This is a genomic window from Vibrio sp. B172a, assembly GCF_030248355.1.
Classification (GTDB): Bacteria; Pseudomonadota; Gammaproteobacteria; order Enterobacterales; family Vibrionaceae; genus Vibrio; species Vibrio owensii.
The window spans coordinates 58,053-81,292 of record NZ_JAHGAC010000029.1; the positions used below are offsets into that span (position 1 = coordinate 58,053).

At 44.4% G+C, this 23,240-nt stretch carries 22 protein-coding genes and 1 pseudogene; 10 read left to right on the forward strand and 13 right to left on the reverse strand.

The window, feature by feature from the left end; genetic code table 11:
* Positions 1-305: 305 nt before the first annotated feature.
* From KIT90_RS22910 to KIT90_RS22925, 4 genes are all read left to right on the forward strand, one after another.
* The gene (locus KIT90_RS22910) at positions 306-2,450 is read left to right on the forward strand and encodes a serine/threonine-protein kinase (RefSeq protein WP_285378894.1); all 2,145 of its coding nucleotides are present in this window, start codon (positions 306-308) and stop codon (positions 2,448-2,450) included.
* Between the two features lie 122 nt (positions 2,451-2,572).
* Complete coding sequence (locus tag KIT90_RS22915) at positions 2,573-4,117, forward strand: response regulator (RefSeq protein ID WP_285378896.1); 1,545 nt, start codon at positions 2,573-2,575, stop codon at positions 4,115-4,117.
* A gap of 3 nt (positions 4,118-4,120) precedes the next feature.
* Entirely contained in the window at positions 4,121-4,456 is a 336-nt protein-coding gene (locus tag KIT90_RS22920; RefSeq protein WP_009705291.1) for an Hpt domain-containing protein, read from the forward strand.
* Between the two features lie 45 nt (positions 4,457-4,501).
* Complete coding sequence (locus KIT90_RS22925) at positions 4,502-4,681, forward strand: hypothetical protein (RefSeq protein ID WP_285378899.1); 180 nt, start codon at positions 4,502-4,504, stop codon at positions 4,679-4,681.
* A 96-nt stretch (positions 4,682-4,777) separates the two neighbouring features.
* Here KIT90_RS22925 and KIT90_RS22930 read toward each other — a convergent pair whose 3' ends face one another.
* The 4 genes and pseudogenes from KIT90_RS22930 to KIT90_RS22945 form a co-directional block, all read right to left on the reverse strand.
* On the reverse strand, positions 4,778-5,215 hold the full coding sequence (locus KIT90_RS22930; protein WP_285378901.1) for an N-acetyltransferase: 438 nt from the start codon (positions 5,213-5,215) through the stop codon (positions 4,778-4,780).
* Positions 5,216-5,261: 46 nt separating this feature from the next.
* Positions 5,262-5,773 (reverse strand): annotated as a pseudogene (locus KIT90_RS22935) (GNAT family N-acetyltransferase).
* Positions 5,770-6,108, reverse strand: a complete 339-nt coding sequence (locus tag KIT90_RS22940) for a DUF3465 domain-containing protein (RefSeq protein ID WP_020196297.1) — start codon at positions 6,106-6,108, stop codon at positions 5,770-5,772. The pseudogene KIT90_RS22935 and the gene KIT90_RS22940 overlap by 4 nt, the downstream one beginning before the upstream one ends.
* 87 nt (positions 6,109-6,195) lie before the next feature.
* Positions 6,196-6,711, reverse strand: coding sequence for a MazG-related protein (locus tag KIT90_RS22945; RefSeq protein WP_285378903.1), 516 nt, complete (start codon positions 6,709-6,711; stop codon positions 6,196-6,198).
* Positions 6,712-7,002: 291 nt separating this feature from the next.
* Here KIT90_RS22945 and gloA point away from each other — a divergent pair, with 291 nt between their 5' ends.
* Together gloA and KIT90_RS22955 are read left to right on the forward strand one after the other, a co-directional pair.
* Complete coding sequence (gene gloA / locus KIT90_RS22950) at positions 7,003-7,389, forward strand: lactoylglutathione lyase (protein WP_010452114.1); 387 nt, start codon at positions 7,003-7,005, stop codon at positions 7,387-7,389.
* Between the two features lie 11 nt (positions 7,390-7,400).
* Positions 7,401-8,501 carry an alkene reductase gene (locus tag KIT90_RS22955; protein ID WP_285378905.1) on the forward strand — a complete coding sequence of 367 codons (1,101 nt, stop codon included), beginning with the start codon at positions 7,401-7,403 and terminating at the stop codon, positions 8,499-8,501.
* 149 nt (positions 8,502-8,650) lie between these two features.
* On the opposite strand, the gene KIT90_RS22960 is transcribed toward KIT90_RS22955, so the two are convergent.
* A complete protein-coding gene (locus tag KIT90_RS22960) occupies positions 8,651-8,926 on the reverse strand; it encodes a nitrogenase-stabilizing/protective protein NifW (RefSeq protein ID WP_285378907.1) in 276 nt (91 codons plus the stop codon).
* A gap of 255 nt (positions 8,927-9,181) precedes the next feature.
* Between KIT90_RS22960 and KIT90_RS22965 the strand changes: the two genes are divergently transcribed.
* Positions 9,182-11,029 carry an acyltransferase family protein gene (locus KIT90_RS22965; protein WP_285378983.1) on the forward strand — a complete coding sequence of 616 codons (1,848 nt, stop codon included), beginning with the start codon at positions 9,182-9,184 and terminating at the stop codon, positions 11,027-11,029.
* Between the two features lie 47 nt (positions 11,030-11,076).
* Here KIT90_RS22965 and KIT90_RS22970 read toward each other — a convergent pair whose 3' ends face one another.
* The 3 genes from KIT90_RS22970 to KIT90_RS22980 form a co-directional block, all read right to left on the reverse strand.
* Positions 11,077-11,547, reverse strand: coding sequence for an RES family NAD+ phosphorylase (locus tag KIT90_RS22970; RefSeq protein WP_005447071.1), 471 nt, complete (start codon positions 11,545-11,547; stop codon positions 11,077-11,079).
* A gap of 1 nt (position 11,548) precedes the next feature.
* A complete protein-coding gene (locus KIT90_RS22975) occupies positions 11,549-12,001 on the reverse strand; it encodes an antitoxin Xre/MbcA/ParS toxin-binding domain-containing protein (RefSeq protein WP_045414853.1) in 453 nt (150 codons plus the stop codon).
* A gap of 113 nt (positions 12,002-12,114) precedes the next feature.
* Positions 12,115-13,656 (reverse strand): glutamate synthase-related protein, encoded by a 1,542-nt coding sequence (locus tag KIT90_RS22980; RefSeq protein WP_285378909.1) that lies wholly within the window; start codon positions 13,654-13,656, stop codon positions 12,115-12,117.
* A 129-nt stretch (positions 13,657-13,785) separates the two neighbouring features.
* Here KIT90_RS22980 and KIT90_RS22985 point away from each other — a divergent pair, with 129 nt between their 5' ends.
* Complete coding sequence (locus KIT90_RS22985; RefSeq protein WP_009699021.1) at positions 13,786-14,265, forward strand: aminoacyl-tRNA deacylase; 480 nt, start codon at positions 13,786-13,788, stop codon at positions 14,263-14,265.
* A gap of 87 nt (positions 14,266-14,352) precedes the next feature.
* Here the strand turns inward: KIT90_RS22985 and KIT90_RS22990 are convergent, their stop codons facing one another.
* Positions 14,353-15,330 (reverse strand): ribonuclease Z, encoded by a 978-nt coding sequence (locus KIT90_RS22990; RefSeq protein ID WP_285378911.1) that lies wholly within the window; start codon positions 15,328-15,330, stop codon positions 14,353-14,355.
* 468 nt (positions 15,331-15,798) lie between these two features.
* Here KIT90_RS22990 and KIT90_RS22995 point away from each other — a divergent pair, with 468 nt between their 5' ends.
* Together KIT90_RS22995 and KIT90_RS23000 are read left to right on the forward strand one after the other, a co-directional pair.
* The gene (locus KIT90_RS22995; RefSeq protein WP_285378913.1) at positions 15,799-17,085 is read left to right on the forward strand and encodes an outer membrane protein transport protein; all 1,287 of its coding nucleotides are present in this window, start codon (positions 15,799-15,801) and stop codon (positions 17,083-17,085) included.
* A 45-nt stretch (positions 17,086-17,130) separates the two neighbouring features.
* Entirely contained in the window at positions 17,131-19,848 is a 2,718-nt protein-coding gene (locus KIT90_RS23000) for an SO2930 family diheme c-type cytochrome (RefSeq protein ID WP_285378914.1), read from the forward strand.
* Positions 19,849-19,973: 125 nt separating this feature from the next.
* Here KIT90_RS23000 and KIT90_RS23005 read toward each other — a convergent pair whose 3' ends face one another.
* From KIT90_RS23005 to KIT90_RS23020, 4 genes are all read right to left on the reverse strand, one after another.
* Positions 19,974-21,386 (reverse strand): coniferyl aldehyde dehydrogenase, encoded by a 1,413-nt coding sequence (locus tag KIT90_RS23005; RefSeq protein WP_285378916.1) that lies wholly within the window; start codon positions 21,384-21,386, stop codon positions 19,974-19,976.
* Positions 21,387-21,514: 128 nt separating this feature from the next.
* A complete protein-coding gene (locus KIT90_RS23010; RefSeq protein WP_285378918.1) occupies positions 21,515-21,925 on the reverse strand; it encodes a GNAT family N-acetyltransferase in 411 nt (136 codons plus the stop codon).
* Between the two features lie 173 nt (positions 21,926-22,098).
* Positions 22,099-22,686, reverse strand: a complete 588-nt coding sequence (locus tag KIT90_RS23015; RefSeq protein WP_285378919.1) for a GNAT family N-acetyltransferase — start codon at positions 22,684-22,686, stop codon at positions 22,099-22,101.
* Positions 22,687-22,703: 17 nt separating this feature from the next.
* Entirely contained in the window at positions 22,704-23,156 is a 453-nt protein-coding gene (locus KIT90_RS23020) for an NUDIX pyrophosphatase (RefSeq protein WP_285378920.1), read from the reverse strand.
* Positions 23,157-23,240: the final 84 nt, after the last annotated feature.

A 23,240-nucleotide genomic window follows, 5' to 3' on the forward strand; every position in this document is an offset into this window, starting at 1 on the left:
AAGGAACTGCTTAATATATAAATTTAGTTCTTAATAGTTAGGCGATATCTTATTAACACTAAAGTTAATAATGCCTAATCAAATAATAATTAGATTTCACGAACGGAATAATGAATTAAATTTTCAGCAAAGCAATCGAGGATTATTACCCAGGACAAAATATACAACGAGGTTCAAATTTTTGACGCTAAATTTTTCATTCGTCAAAAATCCGATGTTAGCTTTACCGAGAAATCAACATTTAACTATTTTTCATTAGTTGATGAATTATATATTCACACCATCATTTTATATGGAGCCTCGTGATGGACGACCAAAGTAAAAACAATTCTATAAATAAAGATTCGAATGGTGATAAAACAAAAATTGTAAAGACTCAAAAAAGAGAAAATACAAACGACAAGATGGGTAATATAAATAATGAAGGCTCAGCCCAAAATAATAATGAGACAAATACAAAAGTGTCTCATAATCAAAACACTATTCCACCAGTGGGTAACCCTCACTCTAACTTCGAGAACAGCGCTCATAAAAAGCGTCCTGATTCTTTACTCGGTGAGACAATCAAAAACAGGTATGAAATCGAGTCTTTAATTGGTCATGGTGGTTTGTGTGACGTCTTTTTAGCGAAAGACAAGATCCTCGAATCGTCCGGTTCCGATACTCCATATGTCGCGCTTAAAGTTCTCCAGAATGAGTATGCCTCGCAGCTTGAGACCGCACGCATGCTGATTCGTGAAGCACAACAAACTCAGAAGTTAAGCCACCCGAATATTATCCGCGTTTACGACTTTGGTGTTGATGGCGACATTTATTTCCTTGTTATGGAGTACGTTGATGGTGAAACTTTGGAAGGGCTAATTCAACGCTCTCGACCGGACGGGTTAAGATACAACGCTGCCCTATCGATTCTTAATCAAACGCTGGACGCGTTGTCGTATGCGCATTCACTCGGCGTCGTTCATGCAGATTTAAAACCTGCCAACGTCATCCTCACGTCTGAAGGAAAAGTGAAACTGTTAGATTTTGGTGTATCAAAAACTCAGCAATTAAAACATGACCAATACGCCGCTAAGCGGAAGTCCCAAGATACAGACACACTTGGCTATACACCAAATTATGCGTCACTAGACATTTTGTCGGGTAAAGAGCCTAAATTCAGTGACGACCTTTTTGCCTTCTTCTGTATCACTTTTGAACTTTTAAGCTGCAAGCATCCTTATGGCCGTACCCCTGTCGACGAAGCGTTGAAGAAAGGTATTAAAGTGAGGAAGCCAACTAATTTACCCTTCTCAAAGTGGAGTCTATTCGCTAATGCTTTTGCTACAGGGACCGTACCTCAAGGCTTAAATTGTGTTGACATAAAAGCGCGACTCAATAGAAACCGTTGGCCTTTGTACTCTGGTATTGCTGCTAGTGTCGCTTTATTGGCGGCACTTGGCATGTTCTATCAACAGCAACAAGGTACGATCTCCAAACTAAACCTAGCACTGGCAGAGAAAGAGCAAACGATCGAGTTGGCCGAACAGTTGCTCAATACATTACCAGAAGACACAAAAGCGTTAATAGATGACAAACAAGGGCTACATCCTGTGATTGAGGCGGGTTTCCTACGCCTGTATAAGCCTCACCTCTTGGGCGAGTTTGAGTCGAAAATTGATGATGTACTGAATTCCGATGTCACCACTTACCCAAATTACGACCAAATTGAATCCATCTTGCAACAGGCAAAGGTTTACTACCCTGACTCACACAAAATTGAAGTGTTGGCATTGGATATTCAATCAAGTAAACATTCAACGCTTCTTTCTATTGCACGTCAGATAAACAGCCACTTAGAAAAATCCGTTTATGCTCAGGTTGAAGGTGAGAAATCGATCTATGATCTCAAGAAAGAGCTGCAAGAGATCCACCAAGACTACCCTTTCACACCTAGCTCTCTAGCAAGTGAAGTATTTGGACAGCATTTGAATGACGCGCTTCAACTGAGAGATGCTGCCGCTTTAGTTACCTTGATTAAGGTTGGAAATACGTTCTTTTCCGAATCTGAAGAACATCAAGAAAACTTGGCTTTCAGCAATGCGATGAAAGATGCCGTGTTGGAGATGAAGTTGTACGAGACAGCCAAAGACAGCACTACCCCACTTGCTTTCCCCTCGGATGCCGCCCGCCTTCTCTATCAAGAAGAGTTTGAAGGGCTGCACTATCGCCTAAAACAGGCTCGCACGACAGTAAATCTAGATAAGTTAGTAAAAGACATTGACGCGTTTGCCGAGAACTTTCCGCCAGGTTTTCAAGACATTAACGACCTTAGGTTCCAAACTGCTGATAAATACCTTCAGTTTTCCGATATCTTGCTGAATAAACGAAAATCCAAGAGTGCAAGGCGTGCAATGAAAAAGGCGAACGAGCTATTAAAACGGTTAGAAAGTGACGCAGAACAGAGTTAATGACTACAAAAGTTGATGAGGGGCATATCGCCCCTTCTTTGTCGCAAAAACCACTTGCCTTTATGCAAACTGATGACTAACTTTATTTTAGAGTGTGCTAATCCGTATAAATAGGTAGAAGTTTGACCGCAGGGAAGATCGAAGTCGATAACATCAGCATTTTAGTCATTGACGACTGCTCCACATCAGCGACGTTGATCAAGCATCAACTGGTTTCGCTCGGGGCAAAATTGGCGAACATCACTTGTGTGAATAGCGCGCAAGAAGCATTGAACGCGGTGAAAACACGCTTTTACTCATTTATTGTAATGGATTATCACTTGTCGACTAAATTGACCGGGCTTGATTTGATCAATTTGATGAGCCGAGCCAAGTTAATCTCTGACACCACTGCGGTTCTTATGATATCTGGTGATGCAACGCAGGAAACGGTACTAACTGCCCTCTCTGGCCGAGTAAGACACCTTCTTACCAAACCACTTCAAACCAAAGCGTTGAAGAACAAGATGCTTGCTGCATTACAAGAGCAGCATAACCTTGCGGAAGTACGTCAATCACTGGGTAAATGTAGTGCTCTCACTCTCGCTGAAGTAGCACGCCTGCATAAAAAGTATGCGACGAGCGTTTGTGTAGAATCACTGCTTATCGATACCTTGGTCGAAACTCAGCAGTTTGATGTGCTTGAGAACTTTCTTCCCTTCTGCAATGACAAAGAACACGCAAGTCGTATCTGCGCCGAAGCCTTTTTACTCCATAAACAAGGAAAGATCAGGGAAGCGGTGGACGTACTAGCAAATTATGTCACGCATAACCCTCTTTGCTTGAGAGCAATTGATAATCTCGTTGGCTTATACGAAACACTTGGCCAGCACAATAATGCGTCCATTCTGGCAAACCGAGCGTTTGAGCTTACACCAAGCAGTAGCGTACGTATGGTCACTGTTTCTCGAATAGTGTCTAAGCTTGGACAGATAGAAAGGCTATACGAGGTTGGGTATCTATATGCTTCGAACGTTTCTTCAACTGATACGCTCTGGTTATCTGCAATGAATTCGTATGTTGATTTGATCAGTGAGCACTTCAAGACGCTTTCGAGCGCCAACGAGAAGAAAAAAGTGCTTATAAAACTGAATGAATTTTGCTTACTGGCGGAGAAACAACTGAACCGAAATCAGCAAGTCGATTTAGCGGCCTTCAAGCAAATGATGCAATGCAAGTTGTTGTTGCTTGAAGCGCGACCAGAATACGCGCACAGAAAGCTGATGAAGTCTCTCAGCTATTACTATGCAACACCAAATAAAACCCCGTTGCCCTTGCTGAAACAAGCGATTCCATTGATGGATTTCTTCGGTGAATTCGCAATTAAACAGAGCTTACTGGCACTACTTGCAGCAAAGTCTGGAGTGCCGATGAAACAAAGCGCTCAAGGAGACAACAACGACAAGCGCTTGAGAGATAGATACCCGTTCTCAACTGAAATGCGTCTCAAAAAACTCTCTGATAACAGCATTGATGCCACAGATATTATATTGGACGAGAGCATTGAGTTTCTTTCTCAGCGTCCTTTACCACCCAATTGGTCTAACTGGCTCAAAGATTACCTATCCGGTTCTTACTCGTCCCAGTTGCCAACCCCTTTTAACCTACAAGCCACACAGTGGAGATGAGCAATGATCAATTTCGAAGTACTCAATACTTATATGGACAACGATGTCGATATTATCTTTGCTGTTTTCTCAACCTATATGGAAGACTACGAAGATGGATTGGACCGTATTAATCAGCTTAACCAAGACCAAAATTGGCCTGAGTTGTTCCTACTGTCACACAGTCTAAAAGGCATCCTTTCAAGCTTTGGAGAGGAGTCAGCAGTATCAGCACTTAACAATATAGAGGAGCACACAAGAGATAATATCGCACCAGATAGCGGGGATCTGGCTATAGTTAATAAAGAGTTGGTTACGATAAACCAACAGATAACTGATTACTTATCCAACATGGATTAGTGACAAAACAATAAAAAATATTACGTTAATTGGAAATGCTAGGCTATGAACAACACAAATTTTAAAGAGTTGATAGATTCGCTTAAGGATCTGACGCCAACTCAAAAAAAATACTTAATAAGCCAGACGCGGCTTTCTTTAGAAGAAAGTGAAGTCCTGAAAAACAAAGACTTACTGACACCTGAAGAGCTCGAATTATTGCTTGCTGTAACAAACGTAAAATGAAAGACCGATAGAGGGAGCTAGACGCGACCATTACGGTTTTTCAAATTCTGAATCAGAGGGGTTAGCTGTGCTGACCCCTTTTTCATGGTATCTGCGTTAGAGTTCGATGATTGCCAACATATCTTCACCATCTTCATCCAGACCAACTTCTTCAAAACCAAACTGACTGTAGAAAGGCTTGGCGACTGGATTAGTCGGGTTGTAACAGATCTCTATTTGTTTGATATTGGGCGCTTGTTTGATCTCTTCTATTGCCAGTTTTAATGCAACTCGCCCTATTCCTTTGTTTTGGTGTTTGGCATCGACCATAAAACGCCAAATAGAAACTTTATCTCTTCCTTCATGAACCCACATGAAAAAACCAACGGCTTCCTCGTCTAGATAGATTGCACGAACCACATGGCCTTCGTTGTAGAAAGACTCCACCAGCGACCACATGTTGCATGCTACAAATTCTTCTTGTGGTTTCGTTACGTCTAAGTCGCAGACGAATTCATAGTTTTGTTTCGTAACCTCTCTCAGAGAGACATTCATGGCATCCTTTCCTTAATCATGTCTAATTTGATATTTTCGATGATGGTTAGTACATATACCCCAACCAATCGAGTGCACCCTTTATCACTATTTGACCACGTAACGGCTTCACATAAAGGTCTTTAAGCCTTTCTTCTGCGACGCCATAATTTTTGTGTTCGTGCACTCTCAACCAGGTCGCCTCTGCCTCAAAACACTGAAATCCGTTTTTTAGATAAAGCGAAGGATCGTCAGCCACAAGAATGATGAAATCAACGTCTTTGTCTTAGGCATACTCTGTAACACGAGTAAGCATTGTTGAAGCGACACCTTTCCCTTGGAAATCAGTATCAACGCATAAATCGATGATCCCCAAAAACTTTGGTTGGCGTTCATCACGCGATAGTCTAGCCCCATATAACCAATCAGCTTTGTATCTTGAAACTCAAGAGCACGATAATGAGGTAACTGCTTGTAATAAGATTGGTCTGACCGATGCTCAGGAAATGCGGTATTTCGCAAATGCTTGATGGCTAGATGCTCGGCTGGGCTTAAATCTAGCTCTGGAACAATATTCATTGGTACGTTCGACCGTTATGTTTCAACCAACCACCTTCATGGCGTCCTTGTGGATCGTGGTGCGTCCAGTGCAAAACACCACCTTTTGAATTCCACTCATATTCACCATTAAATTCAATACGGTCGCCAACGTTCAGATTCGCAACTCTTGGAGCCAAGTCAATATTGTGAGCAACCAAAAGCGTTTGGCGGGATTCTAACTTAAGGATGAATTTTTGATGTCTCGAGCCAACGTTGTCATCTCGTAACACACGAATGACTACACCTGAACCTCGAACTTGTACATCACTTTGCTGCGACTGATAAGCTTGCTTCAATACTTGGTCATTCGCCATTGATACACTCGGTATTACAGCCAAACTGCCGAGTATTAATGCCAATAGAAACTTACTTTTCTTCATAGTTTGTTGCCTTGTATTTCTCTAAATTCTGGTTTGAGTCATTGATTGAGCACTATCCGCTTGTTGGATTTCTTCTAGCTCTTTGATATCGATTTGATCGACTTCTCGATTGAGGATTCGTTTGTACTTAACGAGAGAGATCGTGTTGATTACCGGCAAAGTTAGCCCATGAAAATCGCGCTGTACAGATTCGGCCAAATTAATATCAAGCGATACCCATTGTTGGTTTGAGGTGTTGAAAATCTTCGTCCCCGGAGTTAATCCGATTTCAATTTTCTGGTTTTCATAAATCAGCTGAAGGTATTCTAAGTCCCACCCTTCTTCACAGTAGTGTTTGAGCGGTTTACTTACAAAAGGTTGAAAGAACGGTAGAAGCGCATGTACCTCCTCTTTTTCAATATAGAGGTCAATGTCAGCAATAGGCCGAGAACCACCATGAAGGTGGGCGGCGAAACCTCCGACAATCTGGTAACGAATATCTTGCTTATCCAGAATTCCTTTCAGCCAAGACATTGCACGATACACTGATTCATTCATCCGCTGTCCTTTTGTTTTTATTAGTATGCATTCAATACAATAATCAATCACTGTAAGTAATTTATATTAAAAATAAAAGGTTAAAGTGCCTCGCGCTTTTACTTCGATTAATGAGCCACCAAAATGATCAAATACCCTACGATTTTGATAACAGAATATTATACAAACAATAATCAATGATAATTTCATGTTTGCGTGTAATACCTTTATCTTTAGCTTCAACAACGTTGCTTGTTGAAATGCCTTTGTCACTCCGACATCGCCTCACAAGCCGAGATAAGAAGGTTAAATATGAAATTTCTTCACACTATGATCCGCGTGGCTGACCTGGATAAGTCCATCGAGTTTTACACCAAAGTTCTTGGTATGAGCGAGCTTGATCGCTTCGAAAACACAGAATACCGCTACACTCTTGTGTTTGTCGGTAACGCAGACCAACCAGGCAGCGCAACGATTGAACTGACTTACAACTGGGACACAGATAGCTATGACCTAGGTAATGCGTTCGGTCACATGGCGTTAGGTTGTGAAGATATTTACGCTGCATGCGACAAAATCAAAGCACTTGGTGGCAATGTCACTCGTGAACCAGGTCCAATGAAAGGCGGTGAAACTCATATCGCATTCATTAAAGACCCTGACGGTTACCAAATCGAATTGATTCAAACAAGCAAATAACGAGGTTAGTCATGAAAGATACATTGTTTCAACCTGTACAACTTGGTTCTCTAGCGCTTCAGAACCGTATCGTTATGCCACCAATGACTCGCTCTCGTGCAAGCCAACCTGGCAACGTCGCAAACGACATGATGGCTGAGTACTACGCACAACGCGCATCTGCTGGTTTGATTGTTGCAGAAGGCACACAGATTTCACCTATGGGTCAAGGTTACGCTTGGACACCGGGTATTTACAGCCAAGAACAAATCGCAGGCTGGAAAAAAGTCACTGACGCAGTACACGCAAAAGGCGGCGCGATCTTCGCTCAGCTTTGGCACGTAGGCCGTGTAACTCACCCTGACAACATCGGTGGTGAGCAACCAATTTCTTCTTCTGCAATAAAAGCAGAAAACGTGAAAGTATTTATTGATAACGGCACAGATGAGCCTGGTTTCGTTGACGTGGTAGAACCGCGTGAGATGACAAAAGAAGACATCAAAGTGGTTATCGAAGAGTACCGTCAAGCGGCATTGAATGCGATTGAAGCGGGCTTTGATGGCATCGAGCTGCACGCAGCAAACGGCTACCTTGTAAACCAGTTTATCGATTCTGAAGCAAACAACCGTACAGATGAATACGGTGGTTCAGTTGAAAACCGTCTACGCTTCTTGGGTGAAGTGGTTGAAGCGATGACTCAAGCGATTGGAGCTGATCGCGTTGGTGTTCGTCTTGCTCCGTTTACGTCACTAAACGGTACTGTAGATAAAACACCAGTAGAAACTTACACAGCTGCTGCGGCACTGCTTGATAAGCTAAACGTTGTTTACATGCACATTGCAGAAGTAGACTGGGATGACGCACCAGATACGCCTGCTGAGTTCAAAACAGCCGTTCGTGAAGCTTACAAAGGCACCATCATTTATGCTGGTCGCTACAACACAGAGAAAGCGGCTGAAGCTCTAGAAAGTGGCTTGGCAGATATGGTTGGCTTTGGTCGTCCGTTCATCGCGAACCCTGACTTACCGAACCGTATCAAGAACGATTACCCGTTAGCGGCTCACGATCCTGCGACGCTGTTTGGTGGTAACGAAAAAGGTCTGTTGGATTACCCGACTTACCAAGCAAACTAAACCGTTGAGCTTGCCTAGTTCAGCCGACTTATTTGAATAGGCAAGTTGAATAGACAAAAACCCCGCAGATGAGTTTGAATGCATCTGCGGGGTTTCTTTTTTAGCGCCCAGAGTTGTCTGACATTATGGCTTGGGTATTGAAATGGGTTCTAACGACGCTGACAAGAAGTGCAACCACGACAAGCCGAGCGTGTGGTTTTATCCAACAAACTTCGCTGCACTTTGCAGTATGCGTTCTTTAATGCACGGCGAGCCGCAAACCAATCTTCAGGCTTAGTCAGAATCAAATAGCCATTGAAGCGCTTTACTAACTCCACTCTGTGTTTATCAATAAAGCGGCTGTCAAAACCAATATCGAAATAATCCAAAGCTTCTTCGATACAAGTAAAGCTGACAATCTTGGCTTGAATATCGTTTTGGCTCATAGCCTCGTTTCTGAGTTTGTTCACTTAGCTTGCAGTATAAAAACTTCCGTTCAACCGTTCTTTGATTTACATCCGTAGCACGTCATTTTGCTAGAAACCGCCGAGTTTTAAATTTTCAAAATGAAAATCAATATAAGAAGTCAACCTGCAAAACTCTTCTCATCTTCAAAATGGTTTTTAACTCACTGATTTTATGGCCCTAATTCTTGGTGCGCATTTTGCGTTAGTGAGTTTGTTGATTAGGGAGAGATGATGATGACTTACCGAGCAGAAATAGATGGATTAAGAGCGATTGCCGTCATATTGGTGATCTTCTTCCACGCAGACATCGAAGCGTTTGCTGGTGGCTTTATTGGCGTAGATGTGTTTTTCGTGATCAGTGGATATTTAATTACCACAATTGTGATAAACGATTTGGATAAGAACCAATTCAGCCTTGCTGATTTCTATGAGCGCCGAATTCGTAGGATTCTGCCCTTACTGCTGTTGGTTATTGCAGTGTGTTACCTACTCTCTTGGTGGTTGTTCCTTCCACATGCACACAAAGAAGTGGGCGAGTTTTCTGTGTCTTCCATTCTGTCCGCTTCTAATGTTTTGCTTTACCTCAAAGGGCATAATTATTTTGGGCTGGAAGAACAAGCCAATCCGCTCTTTCATACTTGGAGCTTAGGCGTAGAAGAACAATACTACATTGTCATCCCTCTTTTGCTTATGCTGCTGGCACGTGGCAAGCTCATGTCTTACCTCACCTTCTTCATTGCGGTGTTTGCACTAAGCCTGATGACTATTTGGTACGCCAGTGGTGATCCTGATTTCGCCTTTTACATGATTTTCTCTCGTGCGTGGGAACTGGCGGCGGGCTCTCTGATTGCCCTAGTGATGCGCAAAACCGTCATCAAACCCAACAACACCTTAGCTATGATTGGTTTAACGCTAGTTCTCGCCTCTGCTTTGTTGCTTGATAAATCAAAAGATGGCGCTGGGCTCATACTGTTAATCCCTGTGATTGGCACCGCACTTATTATCTTGTTCTCATCCAAAGACAACACGCTGGGTAAAGCTCTAAGCCTCAAATCAGTGGTTTTTGTTGGGTTGATTAGCTATAGCCTTTATTTGTGGCACATACCATTGCTGGTTTTTTATCGCTACGTACTTACTGCCGGACAAGAGTTCAGCCTCGCGTTTTATCTTGTCGCCCTATTTGCCTTTTCTTACTTAACTTGGCGCTTTGTTGAAAAACCTTTCCGTAGCCGCAAGAAAATCGGCATGAGCACACTTGCTGCTTCACTTGTGTTAATCACCCTGCCGTTGCTTGCTTTTGGTGTCGTCGGTCATAAAAATGGAGGCTTTCCCGACCGTAGTGCGTTTTTCGAAGCGATGCGCGTAAACAATGGCTACGGCATTGCATGTAATGGTAATACAACCATCAACGACACTTGTTCTTCATCTTCAGAGCCTACTGTCGCAGTATTGGGTAACAGCCACAGCATGGTCTTTGTTCAGCAACTCTCGAATGACACGCCAACGGGAGTTGTCCAGCTTACGCAAGATTCTTGTGCAGTCGGTTATGTCGACATGATTGCAGGAGTCAGTAATCTATCTTGTCGAAGCTTCTTCACCGATGCAGTCGAAACCATTCGGAATACGCCTTCAATTCGACGTGTGGTGATTTCATCTAACTTCAATAAAGAGCTCTCTAAGCAGGACTATCAAGCGTCGCTCACCCACCTATTGAACGAGGTAGAAGACAGAGAAATCGTTGTCTTTGGCCCGACACCTTCTGCACCGCATGCTATTGGCGAATGCTTATGGAAAGCGCAATTGTTTGGTGATAACACCGGCAATGAATGTGACTTTGCACCGAAGCAGTCACACCCGCATCATGTAGCAACGCTGGCAGCGTACTTTGAACAATTTGAACATGTGGAGTTTGTCGACCTTACTAACTACATCTGCCAACAGGGCAAATGCGCAATGAAAGTGGGCAACAACAATGCCATGTACACCGATGCAAGCCACCTCTCTTACAAAGGCGCAGAAATTGTATTGAATAGCTATCAGAAGGAGTTGAGTGACAATCAACAGCTGACTGCTCAGCATTAACGCAATGACAAAAGGAAGCTCAGCGCTAATCCAAACGCTGAGCTTTTTTATTTGAAGATTCGTGGGTCGAAAGCAAAATCAAGCTTCTCTGCTTTCTTCAGGATGTCTTTCATCTTGGGATGGTTTGGATTGACGACGTAGTTATTGTCACGAGGAGAAATTGTCGAAGGCACTTGCAGTGCAGCAAACTCAGGATGCGGATCGTTGAGAAACTGGTCGCCAATGTATTGTGTGGATTCACTAGCAGGAATGGAGCGCCAAGTGACCGGCAGATCTTCTTCATCCAGTGCGGCAATTAAGTATTCCGGCATCTCGATACGATACAAATCGTAAAGCTTGGTGATCGCCGGATCATTGTTTACATGAACGAAAACTTCTAACGAGCAAAGAGATTCGGATTGAGAAAAATACAGTGCTTCGGTTCCTTTAGAGTTCCATCGCCCGCCGTACAGCTTGGCACCGATTGGGCTAAATGGAGACTCAGAGAACTTCTTTTGAGTCAGTCGATAGAGCTTCATATTACGAGAATACCCCGTGCTCTAGTCTTCCAATCAAATCTTTGACGATTTCAAAATCAACCGTGGTAGAAACCATGTCTAATGGGCGCTTGCCACCCAAACCGTAAACATTTTCCCGCATCCAACCTAGTGCGCATTCTTCATCATCAAACAATTCTGTTGCTAGCTTAAGTAGCATCGCTAAACGATAGATGGCATCACTCTCTTGCGTGTTGAAGCGCTCTTCGTTTTTGAGTCGACGTTTGATGGTGCTCACCGGGATCAATGTAACGTGTTGGAATTCGCTTTGAGAAAGCTTCACACGCTCGACGATATTACGGTATACCTTTGGCTCAAAGCCTTTATGAACCGCATCGGTACGACCGGTTTCGGCATCTTCAATGCCCAGCATAAACCAAAAGTTTGCCTTATGAGGCAGCTTCGGTTTAAAGCTTTTTAATGTTGCCGTTGCCATACTGAGCTCCTATAGACCAAATGGTCTTAATATTATGGTCCATATGAGCTCAATTATCAATCGCACAAATTGCAGCTACAGTAAAACAGGCACGAATCAGAGCAAGAGAAACGTTAAGGCTTGTCTACGCCTGCGTATTTCACCCCAGAAAGCAACGCCATATCGCGATTCCAAGTGGCGAGGTCGTGTTGATTAAACTTGCTGAGATCATCGTGGCCACACGCCCTTGCCATCACTTGCATCAACTCAACCGAGGCTTCAAAGAAGTTCTTCAATTGAACCGAGGCTTTATCCACATTCAACCGCTGTCTTAAATCGGCTTTTTGCGTTGCAATGCCTGCTGGACAATTGTTGGTATTGCACATTCTCGCGGCTACACAACCTATCGACTGCATCGCACTGTTAGAAATCGCAACGCCATCTGCACCGAGCGCCATCGCTTTTACAAAGTCCATTGGAACACGCAGTCCACCCGTGACAATTAACGTGACACGGTCACTCATACCTTGTGCATCCAGGTAGCGTCTTGCTCTAGCGAGAGCGGGAATAGTTGGCACGCTGATGTGATCACGGAACATAGCAGGCGCTGCGCCCGTACCTCCTCCACGACCATCCAAAATGATGTAATCCGCACTGGCATCGAGTGCGAATTGAATATCTTCTTCGATATGGTTTGCACTGAGCTTGAAGCCTATCGGGATACCACCTGTCACTTCCCGTACCCGATCTGCAAACTTTTTGAAATCTTCTGCGGTATGCAGATCTTTAAACGTCGGTGGTGAAATCGCAGATTGCCCTTCTGGAATGCCACGCACTTGCGATATTTTGCCCACATTTTTATTGGCTGGTAGATGACCACCAGTCCCTGTTTTTGCTCCCTGCCCACCTTTAAAGTGGAAGGCTTGAACATTGAGCAACTTAGATTCGTCGTAACCAAATTGCGCACTCGCCAGTTCATAGAAATAACGCGAGTTCGCCGCTTGTTCTTCTGGCAACATGCCACCTTCTCCGGAGCAGATTCCGGTTCCGGCTAACTCCGCACCTTTCGCGAGTGAGATTTTGGCTTCTTCTGATAACGCGCCAAAGCTCATGTCAGAGACAAACAATGGAATTTTTAGCACTAACGGCTTCTTCGCTTTTGGACCAATCACCAATTCGGTTTTGACTGCCACATCTTCCATCAGAGGTTTGGTTGCCATTTGTGCGACCATCATTTGAATGTCATCCCAATGTGGCAATTGGTCTCTCGGCACACCCATCGCCGTCATCGGTCCATGGTGCCCTAACTTTGATAGCCCTTCTCTTGCCAGTTGGTGAATAAACTCAACCGTAGGTTCTTCTTGTGTCGCGACCGCAATTGGGATCTCGTTATGTCCGGCTTGGATACCCGGACCTTCTTGCCCTACTTGCTCAGAGGTAAACTGCTTATGCGTCCCATCGCAGAAAGGCGCATTTGCGGTGTGCTTACACTGACACAGGTACGCATCTTCATCCTTTTCAGCGACAAAGCTCATGGGTTTAAAATCGGTTCCGGCGTGGGAGCCATCACAATAAGGTTGGTTCTTAGATCGCCCGCATCGACAAAAGTAATATTCTTGCCCTTGCACAAGCTCAACTTTGATCGGTTTGTTATCCGCTATTACTGGTTTGCTCATTTTGCTTCCCTTTTTCAATGCCATACTCTGTGGTTGGCTTTCGTTAAGCGTAGAACAGCTCAAGTAAAGCGTCAGGGGAATAGAGATTTACCTATACTTTATGTGGGTCTCAACACTCAGGAGGCTAACATGACCATGTCAACCCGGCTCGACCACTATTTGACTGAGCACCATATTCACTTTCAAACCGTGAATCACAGTCATAGTAATAGTTCGCTGCAAAGCGGTGTTGCAGCGGGTATCCCTCTCAATAACTTGGCAAAAGGCGTGATTTTGGAAGATCACCAAGGTCGTCATATGATGGCTGTCTTGCCTGCGAATAATAAAATCAGCTTGTCTCGATTGAATGACGAGCTCAACGCCTCTTTCCATCTAATCAAAGAAAGAGAAGTCTATCGTTTGTTTACCGATTGCGATAACGGCGCGATACCTCCGGTGGGTAGCGCTTATCACATGGCAACCATTTGCGATGAAATGCTCGCCAATTTAGAGCATGTGTATTTGGAAGCAGGCGATCACGAAACCTTGATTAAGCTGGATAAAGAAGCGTTCCGTGAACTGATGGGAGAAAGTCGTTTTCTACGTTTTAGTAGTCAGGTATTTCATTAGTCTTAAGCTGCAATGAATGCAGTGCCTAGAACAAGTTGGCTCTTGTTGTGACGATTTCATTTTGAATTGCTTTCGCGACAAGAGCCTTTATTCGTTCTTATCTTTAGCGTCTTTAACCTCCTCAACCAAACCCGCTCTGTCAATTCGATAATGCGCGAGATCGTGAGCAAGAAAGAGATGACCAGAGTAAGCAGTTTGAGCTTCTTGCCGAATCTGCTCAATCGACACTTCCGCTTCAGGGCTGAATTGATAGCGAGGACTAAAGTGAGTGAGAATCAAGCTCGGAATTTGTTTTGTCTGCGCATAACTGGCGACTTGAGAAGAATAAGCGTGACCAACTTCTCCCGCTCGCTCTTTCATCGCTTCTGAGTACGTTGATTCGTGTACCAACAGATGTGCGCCTTCAATTAGACTATCGAGCTTCTCCGGTGTGTCGTTATCACCACAAATGATCGCTTTTCTCGGTGGATGTGCAAGCTTGGTAAATGCCTTACTCATTAAGGTTTGACCTTGGTACTCCACATCATTGCCACGGACAAGTTCTCCCCAGATAGGTCCCCTCGGAATGTTCGATTGCTCAAGTTTTTCGATGTCTGGATACATACGAATAGTTGATTCTTCAAAACAGTAAGCAAAGCTAGGAACGCGATGTGAAAGTCCAGTCGCGGTAATCGTAAACTGACCAATTTCAATCGAATCAAACTGCTCGACTTCAATGAAGTGAAGTTCAAATGGCAGATAGAGTTTGGTGAACGTTTGAGTCGCTTCAAACCACTGTTTAATCCCTTCTGGCGCAATGATCGTCAGAGGATCTTTGCGGTTATTCATGCCTGCACTGGCGAGCAAGCCCGGTAAGCCATAGCAATGGTCGCCATGAATATGGGTAATACAAATAACTCGTAAATAATTAAGTGATAATGGAGTGTATAGCAATTGGTGCTGAGTCGCCTCTCCGCAGTCAACTAGAAACCACCCTTTCCCCTTGCTCTCCAGCAAAGCAGTCGCAGAAACATTACGGGATTTAGTTGGAACCCCAGAGGACGTTCCTAAGAAATACAGCTCCATATGACTTCCCATTCCTTAAGTAAAAGCTCTAATTACTCATAAAGTTTAGCATTCGATCCAGTGATAAATTGCATGATTCTCACCGATTAGAGCACTAAGCCTCAAATACCAATTAAACATCCGTTTAAAACAACCGTACCAAAACACACTAATTACCACTCGATATTCTATAACACTTAAGCCGTACTTTTTGAGTGGACATCAAACACCATAGGGCTATTTCGTGAAACATCCACGATGTATAAATCGAGCTTAACTATAACATTTACAGATATTTACACCCAAAACTACAAACCATTAGTTATATGAGATGGTAATAACAAATCCTGAAATTCAATGTTACAACTATGTTAATTGTTTTTATGCTTGAGCTGAGTGTTTAGCAAATAACCTACTCATCCCCTGTATAGGTTATCAGGCACTTTTATTTAAAACGCATCCTAAAAACACATGGAGTTTCAGAGTGATATGAAGACAAGGAATGCAAAACTCGCGCTTGCAATAGGTATAGCGCTCAGCTCCCCTAAGTTATACGCCGCTGGATTTCAATTATCCGAACATTCAGCCGCTGGCCTAGGGCGCGCTAATGCAGGCGAAGCCGCCATAGCAGACGGTGCATCAGTAGTCGCACATAACCCTGCAGCCATTACGATGTTCGATTCTTATCAATTGTCCGTAGGTGCTACTTACATCATGCCAGAGGTTCGCGTAACCGGTAACGGACCTTCAGAATCCTTCAATAATCAGCTAACCAACAATGACGTCGTCGACAATGTGGTTGTGCCATCTTTTTATATCGCAGCCCCAATCAATGACTCGTGGTCATGGGGGCTTGGTATCTTCACTGACTTTGGTTTGGCAACCGAATACCCTGATGACTATTTAGCCGGACCGATTGGTGGGGAAACCAGTTTAGAAACGATTAATTTTAACCCTACCATCGCCTACCGAATCAACGAAGAGTTCAGTGTTGGTGCTGGCGCTAGCATTGTTTATGGTAAAGCCAAGCTCACACGTACGTTGGGTATTCTTGCCGATGCGATTAATGCTGATACGGGCGCAAATTTTGCTCGTACCGACGTGGCGAAATCACTCGATGGTGATGGCTGGGGTTACGGTTTTAACCTCGGCGCACTTTGGGAGATCAACGAGAAGCACCGTTTTGGATTAAGTTATCGCTCTAAAGTGGATGTGGATTTCGAAGGCGACTACTACTCAGATATTCCAAGTGCGATTTCGATACCGGGTCAAACCGTGACGGGTGATCTAACCCTAAACCTGCCGAGCATTACTGAGCTCTCTGGTTTCCATCAGATCACTGACCCACTGGCTATTCACTACAGTGTAATGATGACGGGTTGGGATGTGTTTGAAGAAATCCGCGCCACCGTCGATGGGCAAGAAGTTCTACAAAAGGATGAGAACTTCGAAAATGCCTTCAAATATGCGCTTGGGGCAACTTACCAACTCAACCCTTCCTTCACTCTGCGCGCCGGTATTGCTTACGACGAAACGCCTAACGTGAACGACAAGAGCATCAGCTTGCCAGATTCCGACCGAATCAATTACAGCTTTGGTGCCACCTACGCCTTCAATCAAAACAGCCGAATCGACTTTGGATTCACCTTTATTGATGCCGAAGAAGTCACGTTCACTGAACCGCTTGAGCCGCACGCTCTACCAGGCGTGGATATCGCTTATCGCTCCGAAGGGGACGCCTACATATACGGAATCCAATACAACCACTCTTTCTAATTATTCCTGACTGAGTCAATAACACTAATTACAGGGAAGCAAATCATGCACGGAATAAACAAAACGGTTGTCGCTGCACTCATCAGTTCCAGTCTTTTGATGGGTTGTAACAGTGACGATTATGACGAACCGCAAACCTCTAGCGGTTATGAATTATCTGAATACGGTACACCAGAATTATGTGGCAATGGTCAGGAATGGGCGAGCGCGGAACAAGTCACCGCGATTGAAAACCTGGTCGAACTTGCCGAAGACAACAGCGTGGTAACACTGCCCGCTGGTTGTTTCAAAATGAACAATCAATTGACGGTCGATTCGAAGAATAACCTCGTGTTACGTGGTGCTGGTATCGACCAAACCTACCTCGACTTCAGTGGCGTGGATGGCAAAGATGGTATTGCCATCAGTGGTGGTTCGAACATCACCGTATCCGATCTCCAAATTGCGGAAGCCTCTAAGAACGGTCTTAAAGCCGACGGGGTTGAAGGCATCATTATTCGTGATGTCGCAGCGGTTTGGCTCGAAGTGCCTCGTGCACGTGACGAAGATGGCAACCTACGCGGCACTTACGGCATCTATCCAGTAAAATCTCAAAACGTCTTGATTGAAGATACATGGAGTTACGGCAGTGCCGATGCGGGTATCTATGTGGGTCAAACCATCGGTGCGGTTATTCGTGACAACGTAGCGGAAAAAAACATCGCCGGTATCGAGATAGAAAACAGTTCGAACGTGGATGTCTACAACAACTTAGCGCTTGGAAACACGGGCGGTGTGCTGCTATTTGACCTACCGGGCGCTACCACTATTGGTCGCTTAATTGATGATGTACGCATCTTTGATAACGTCATTCGTGACAACAACTTAGAGAATTATGTTGATACTACCTGTCAAAATGGACTAGGTGGCTGTGGCGTGGTGGGCATCGTTCCTCCTGGTACTGGTGTCGTTATTCTGTCCGGACGTAATAGCGAGTTCTTCAACAACACGATTACTAACCACGACTCGATGGCACTTGCGATGACGAGTTACTTACTGGTGAATGGCGATCCCAACGCTTACAGCCCACTCAATGGGACATCTGAGGGCAATGCCGTTATGCAGGGCTGGAACCCTGTTCCGACCAACATGTATTTCCACGACAACACCATAACCAACACGGGCGCCAATCCAAATGGTTCTCTGATTGAAGATATGATTTTAGCGTACACGTTAAATCATCAAGCCTTCCCTGCTCTGTTTTATGATGGCGCGGGTGAGTCACTAATCCGTTCACAAATGTTTGCACCATTGCGTGACGCACTCAACGGTATGACAGGAACAACCAACTGGAATTACCTGACCGAGTTTACCGATGCAGATAGCAACTGTTTAGTAAACAATGGCGCAAGTGTTGGTGTATTGGTTGATAACATGGACCCAACCGCGATTGGTCGTTATGCGGAAAACCCAGCCAACGCAGATTTCTTATATGAGAACGAGCAAACAACGCTACTTACCGCAGGTTGTGATTCTAAGACGCCATTAGACATCAATACCGTCACGATTAATGGCGTGGTTTATGGTCACAATCAAACCGAAGACGGAGCGACGGATCCTGATAACCCAGATACACCAAACGGTATCGTTGGCAACACAAGCTGTAGCCTAGACGACGTGGCGGGTATTAACTGGGATGCGATTACTCGTGAAAGCGCGACATACGGTGAAAACTGTGTGAGCTTGTCGCAATACAATCTGTTTGAAGATGCCAAAGATCCAACACAAAACCTTAACTTAGCAGCATCTGCGAAAGGTACTTTGTATGAGATGAACGTTGAACTCTTTACTGACTACGCACGCAAATACCGCTTTGTTGTGATGCCAAACGAAGTCTCTGCAAGCTATCGTGAGCAAGAGGTATTCGACTTCCCAGTAGGTACCGTATTGATTAAAACCTTTGCGCTGCCTTCGAGCACTGAGAATGCCCGTGGCGAAAATGAAGAGCTCATTGAAACTCGCCTATTGATTCGTCGTGACAACGGTTGGATTGCCCTACCTTACGTATGGAACGAAGACAAAACCGACGCTTACCTGACTGCCGTATCGGTACCCTTTGAGCGTAGCGTAGAACATAACGGCGAGACACTGAGCTTCACTTATGAAGTACCAAGCCGAAATGAGTGTACCTTGTGTCACAAAGTAGAATCTGATGTCTCCGATCCTACTGGTAACACACAGCCAAAAGGTTTCTCTCCTATTGGTCCTAAAGCTCGCAACCTAAACAGTGTTCAGGATGTCTCTGATGGATCGCCAGTGAACCAGCTTGTGCATTGGGAAACGCTGGGGCTATTTACAGAAGCTTTACCAGATACACCAGAGAACTTACCTAAGACCCCTGTCTTTGATACCGAAGCGGGAGCAAGTAATCTAACGGATACTGAGCTACTGGATTACGCCAAAGCGTACCTTGATGTGAACTGTGCGCACTGCCATCGCACCGAAGGTAAAGCGGCGAGCAACCCGTTCAAGTTTGAATACTGGCGTGAAGGGATCAGTGAAATGGGTATTTGCGCTCGTGGTATCACCTTCCACAAAGGTCCATCTCCGTATGTGATTGTACCGGGTGATCCAGAAAACTCTGTGTTGCACTACCGCATCAATGTCGACAACGGAAATATGATGCCAGAACTAGGCAGACACGTTGTTCATGATGAAGGTGTTCAGTTAATTGCCGATTGGATTAACTCGATTGATACCACAGGCTGGAACTGTGTAGAGTAATACATTCAATGGCTACCGAATGTTTAGGTAGCCATTAACTTACTTCAACAACCCGATTTAACAACAAACAAAAACCGCCTCACTGGGCGGTTTTCTTATTCTTGGGTGTTCCAATGTCAGTCGCTTTAGCGCATAAAGAATTTCTGTAATGCTTTGATTGCCATGCCACGTCGTTCCATCAACATACCTACACGAGGTAACCACGTTGGTGTATTTAGAACGGTTTTGGCGTGACTAAAGGTTCTAAAGCCTTCTTCGCCATGGTAGTGACCGATACCAGATTCACCAATACCACCGAACGGTGCGTCTTCCGCACCAACGTGTAAGATGGTGTCATTCACCCCAACCCCGCCACTGTGGGTATTACGGGTAATTCGCTCAATAACACTCTTATCTTCTGACATGATGTAAAGCGCAAGTGGGCGTTGATTCTGGTTGATGTAGTCTATGGCCTCTTGGATCTCACGGTAAGACTTAATTGGCATAAGAGGACCAAAAATCTCTTCCTGCATAATGGTCATCTCTTCCGAAACATTGGTCACTAGGTGCGGATATAGTAGTCGGCCTTCTACGCTCGTCTCGGATACGGTATGTATGTCTGCGCCCTTGGCTTTGGCATCTTCCAATACTGCTTTTAAGCGGTCGTACTGGCGCTGATTGATGATATGAGTAAAGCCTTGGTCGTTTTGGCCTTTGAGGTACAGCGCTTCAAAACGTTGTAGAAACAGCGCGACAAATTCGTTGATTCTTCCCTCTGGTACAAAGGCATAATCTGGCGCAACACAGATTTGTCCAGCATTGATGCATTTACCAAATAGAATCGCATCAACTGCTTTGTTCAAGTTAGCGTCATCTACCACGATCACCGGTGACTTACCACCGAGCTCCAACGTAATTGGAGTTAAATTCTCAGCAGCAGCACGAGCAACCGCGCGACCAACGTTGGTTGATCCTGTAAACAGCAGATGATCAAACGGCAATTTACTGAACGCTTGAGCAACTTCCGCTTCGCCCTCTACGACTTCGACATCTTCAGGTAACGCATGGCAAATCTCAGAAATCACTTTGTTGGTCATAGGGGTGAATTCAGAGAGTTTCATCATCACTCGGTTACCTGCAGCAAGTGCAGTCACTAATGGCGATAAACTGAGAATGACTGGGAAGTTCCAAGGCGAAATGATGCCTACAACACCAACCGGTTGATATTCAACGGTGACTTTTGAAGGGGCAAGCAACAAACCTGCATGACGACGACTTGGCTTACACCATTTATTGAGGCGTTTTAGGGTGTAATTGATTTGGGCAACCGTCGGCAATACATCCGTCATTGCCGTATCAAATTCAGAGCGATAACCGAAATCGGCGCTTAACGCTTCCACCAAGTCTTGCTGGTTATTTAAGATGGTTTGTTTAAGGAGAGTCAGCTTTTGCTTTCTCGAATCCAAGCTCGGATAAGGATCCGTGTTGTATCCGGCTTTGAGCTTATCTAACTTTTGTTGCAGCAGTTGACCAACTTCGACGTCTACGATCGCATTCATGATTTTCTCCTTGTACCCCTTACAACTGGCAATGTCGCACTTATGTACGATTTAAACTTAACATAGGTGCAACATTGTGACTATTTAAGAGGTTAGGAAGTTAGAGTTGAAACTCAGATTTCTGTTCATTAGAGCGCAAGCTTCATTTTAAAATACGGCACTTCCGATTTGTAAAAACGTTCACCTTCTGTATGCATTCCAAAACGTTCGTAAAAGATGAGCGCCGATTCTCTTGCATCACACCAAAAATACTCGACAGGAGATAGCTTCAAGTTCACCAAAATATAGCGAACCATTGAAGAGCCAATACCTTGCCCTTGATAGTCAGGTAATATGGCGAACTTACGCAGCCGAGCTTGATTGTCGTAAAGGTATATCGACGCAACGCCGACTAAAACGTCATCAACAAACGCACCATAATGCTCTGCTTCTTCATCACCCTCTACGTGGCAATGTTCCACAGGCTTGTTAGGCCATAATACTTGGTGTCGGATAGGCATGGCTTGCTGCCACGTGATCCGGTTAATTGCAATTTCCATCTCTAAATACCAATGAGTACTCATTCATCGCTGCAATAATGGATTATCTTTTCGAACATGATAAGTTTCTTATCACGAAAACCTGAATGCAGTTTGTAATTTGTGACAAAGGCTTAAATCGAACAATTTACAACCATCACGCCCCTTTTCCAGTAGGCTCAAATTTGTTGCGGTTATACACGCTCTTCTAGCGAATGGCTCGTCCTTGGGTGTGCTTCAAATACCAACTCATAAACTCCTAACCTCTGACGAGAGTCGAGCATTTCAAAATCATGGTCTATGTATTCCTTTAATACCGCCCCTGCTCGCTCTGCAATCTTGATGCTCGGAACATTGCCTTCCATACAATGGAATTGAATCGCACTTGTCTGCCCTCGCTCACGAACTAATGGCAATAGAACAGATAAAACATGATCAATAATGCGATGGCCACGCCCCTGTTCGGCGAGCCAATATCCCACTTCCGCCACACCCGTTTCTTGGTTCACGCCTTTCAAACCGAGCACACCAACAAAGTTCTGATCGAGGCGAATGGCAAACCAATACGCCTCAAACGCGTTAGAGTTAATACGTTGAGATATATAAGCAACGGCCTCTCTGCGATTCGTCACCCAATCCGTCCAAGGTAAATATTGTGACAAGTGTTCACGGCTCTTATTCACCGCCGCAAGCAAAGGCGTCGCATGCTTCGTCAATAAAGGCTCAATTGAAATGCTCTCTGTGATTTGTCGCAATTGGTGTTTTTCATATCCTTGGTACATCTGGAGAACTCGTTGACCTACTTTTGTTTAATCACTGTGAATGGTGAAGGTTTGCTTTCAACATAGTGCTTCCATACATGCTCGTATAGTTGATGTTGATTAGCAAATGGTGCGAGCTGTTTGGCTTCTTCTAATGTACACCAACGATAATCAGTATGTTCATGATTTAGCGTCACCGTTTGATTCGGTTTACAGAACAAGACAAAACAAGGAATGACCATGACTCGATTCTTGTGTGCCTCATAAAACTGTTCTAGAAAGTCGGCGCTATGGAGCTCTACATCTTCGATTTGAGTCTCTTCCTTAAGCTCTCGCACGATGGTTTGCCAACCAGTTTCGCCCTCTTCCACACCACCAGCGACATGACACCAATAACCACCTTTGACTCGCTCTAACAACAGCATTTTCTTTTTGCCGTCGAATTCGGAAATCACCACACCAGACACATGCGTTGCTTGAATAGGAATCATCCTTTTCTCCTTATGTATTTATTGTTTTTATATCTGAACGAGACAGTCTACCTTGGTTCAAGAAGATCCGGAGTCTTAATCACA

What these genes read in the sequence shown, in the direction of transcription:
- KIT90_RS22910 (WP_285378894.1), top strand. Translation starts at nt 306, where the DNA reads ATGGACGACCAAAGTAAAAACAATTCTATAAATAAAGATTCGAATGGT.
- KIT90_RS22920 (WP_009705291.1), top strand. Translation starts at nt 4,121, where the DNA reads ATGATCAATTTCGAAGTACTCAATACTTATATGGACAACGATGTCGAT.
- KIT90_RS22925 (WP_285378899.1), top strand. Translation starts at nt 4,502, where the DNA reads ATGAACAACACAAATTTTAAAGAGTTGATAGATTCGCTTAAGGATCTG.
- KIT90_RS22930 (WP_285378901.1), bottom strand. Translation starts at nt 5,215, where the DNA reads ATGAATGTCTCTCTGAGAGAGGTTACGAAACAAAACTATGAATTCGTC.
- KIT90_RS22940 (WP_020196297.1), bottom strand. Translation starts at nt 6,108, where the DNA reads ATGGCGAATGACCAAGTATTGAAGCAAGCTTATCAGTCGCAGCAAAGT.
- KIT90_RS22945 (WP_285378903.1), bottom strand. Translation starts at nt 6,711, where the DNA reads ATGAATGAATCAGTGTATCGTGCAATGTCTTGGCTGAAAGGAATTCTG.
- gloA (WP_010452114.1), top strand. Translation starts at nt 7,003, where the DNA reads ATGAAATTTCTTCACACTATGATCCGCGTGGCTGACCTGGATAAGTCC.
- KIT90_RS22955 (WP_285378905.1), top strand. Translation starts at nt 7,401, where the DNA reads ATGAAAGATACATTGTTTCAACCTGTACAACTTGGTTCTCTAGCGCTT.
- KIT90_RS22960 (WP_285378907.1), bottom strand. Translation starts at nt 8,926, where the DNA reads ATGAGCCAAAACGATATTCAAGCCAAGATTGTCAGCTTTACTTGTATC.
- KIT90_RS22965 (WP_285378983.1), top strand. Translation starts at nt 9,182, where the DNA reads ATGACTTACCGAGCAGAAATAGATGGATTAAGAGCGATTGCCGTCATA.
- KIT90_RS22970 (WP_005447071.1), bottom strand. Translation starts at nt 11,547, where the DNA reads ATGAAGCTCTATCGACTGACTCAAAAGAAGTTCTCTGAGTCTCCATTT.
- KIT90_RS22975 (WP_045414853.1), bottom strand. Translation starts at nt 12,001, where the DNA reads ATGGCAACGGCAACATTAAAAAGCTTTAAACCGAAGCTGCCTCATAAG.
- KIT90_RS22980 (WP_285378909.1), bottom strand. Translation starts at nt 13,656, where the DNA reads ATGAGCAAACCAGTAATAGCGGATAACAAACCGATCAAAGTTGAGCTT.
- KIT90_RS22985 (WP_009699021.1), top strand. Translation starts at nt 13,786, where the DNA reads ATGACCATGTCAACCCGGCTCGACCACTATTTGACTGAGCACCATATT.
- KIT90_RS22990 (WP_285378911.1), bottom strand. Translation starts at nt 15,330, where the DNA reads ATGGAGCTGTATTTCTTAGGAACGTCCTCTGGGGTTCCAACTAAATCC.
- KIT90_RS22995 (WP_285378913.1), top strand. Translation starts at nt 15,799, where the DNA reads ATGAAGACAAGGAATGCAAAACTCGCGCTTGCAATAGGTATAGCGCTC.
- KIT90_RS23000 (WP_285378914.1), top strand. Translation starts at nt 17,131, where the DNA reads ATGCACGGAATAAACAAAACGGTTGTCGCTGCACTCATCAGTTCCAGT.
- KIT90_RS23005 (WP_285378916.1), bottom strand. Translation starts at nt 21,386, where the DNA reads ATGAATGCGATCGTAGACGTCGAAGTTGGTCAACTGCTGCAACAAAAG.
- KIT90_RS23010 (WP_285378918.1), bottom strand. Translation starts at nt 21,925, where the DNA reads ATGGAAATTGCAATTAACCGGATCACGTGGCAGCAAGCCATGCCTATC.
- KIT90_RS23015 (WP_285378919.1), bottom strand. Translation starts at nt 22,686, where the DNA reads ATGTACCAAGGATATGAAAAACACCAATTGCGACAAATCACAGAGAGC.
- KIT90_RS23020 (WP_285378920.1), bottom strand. Translation starts at nt 23,156, where the DNA reads ATGATTCCTATTCAAGCAACGCATGTGTCTGGTGTGGTGATTTCCGAA.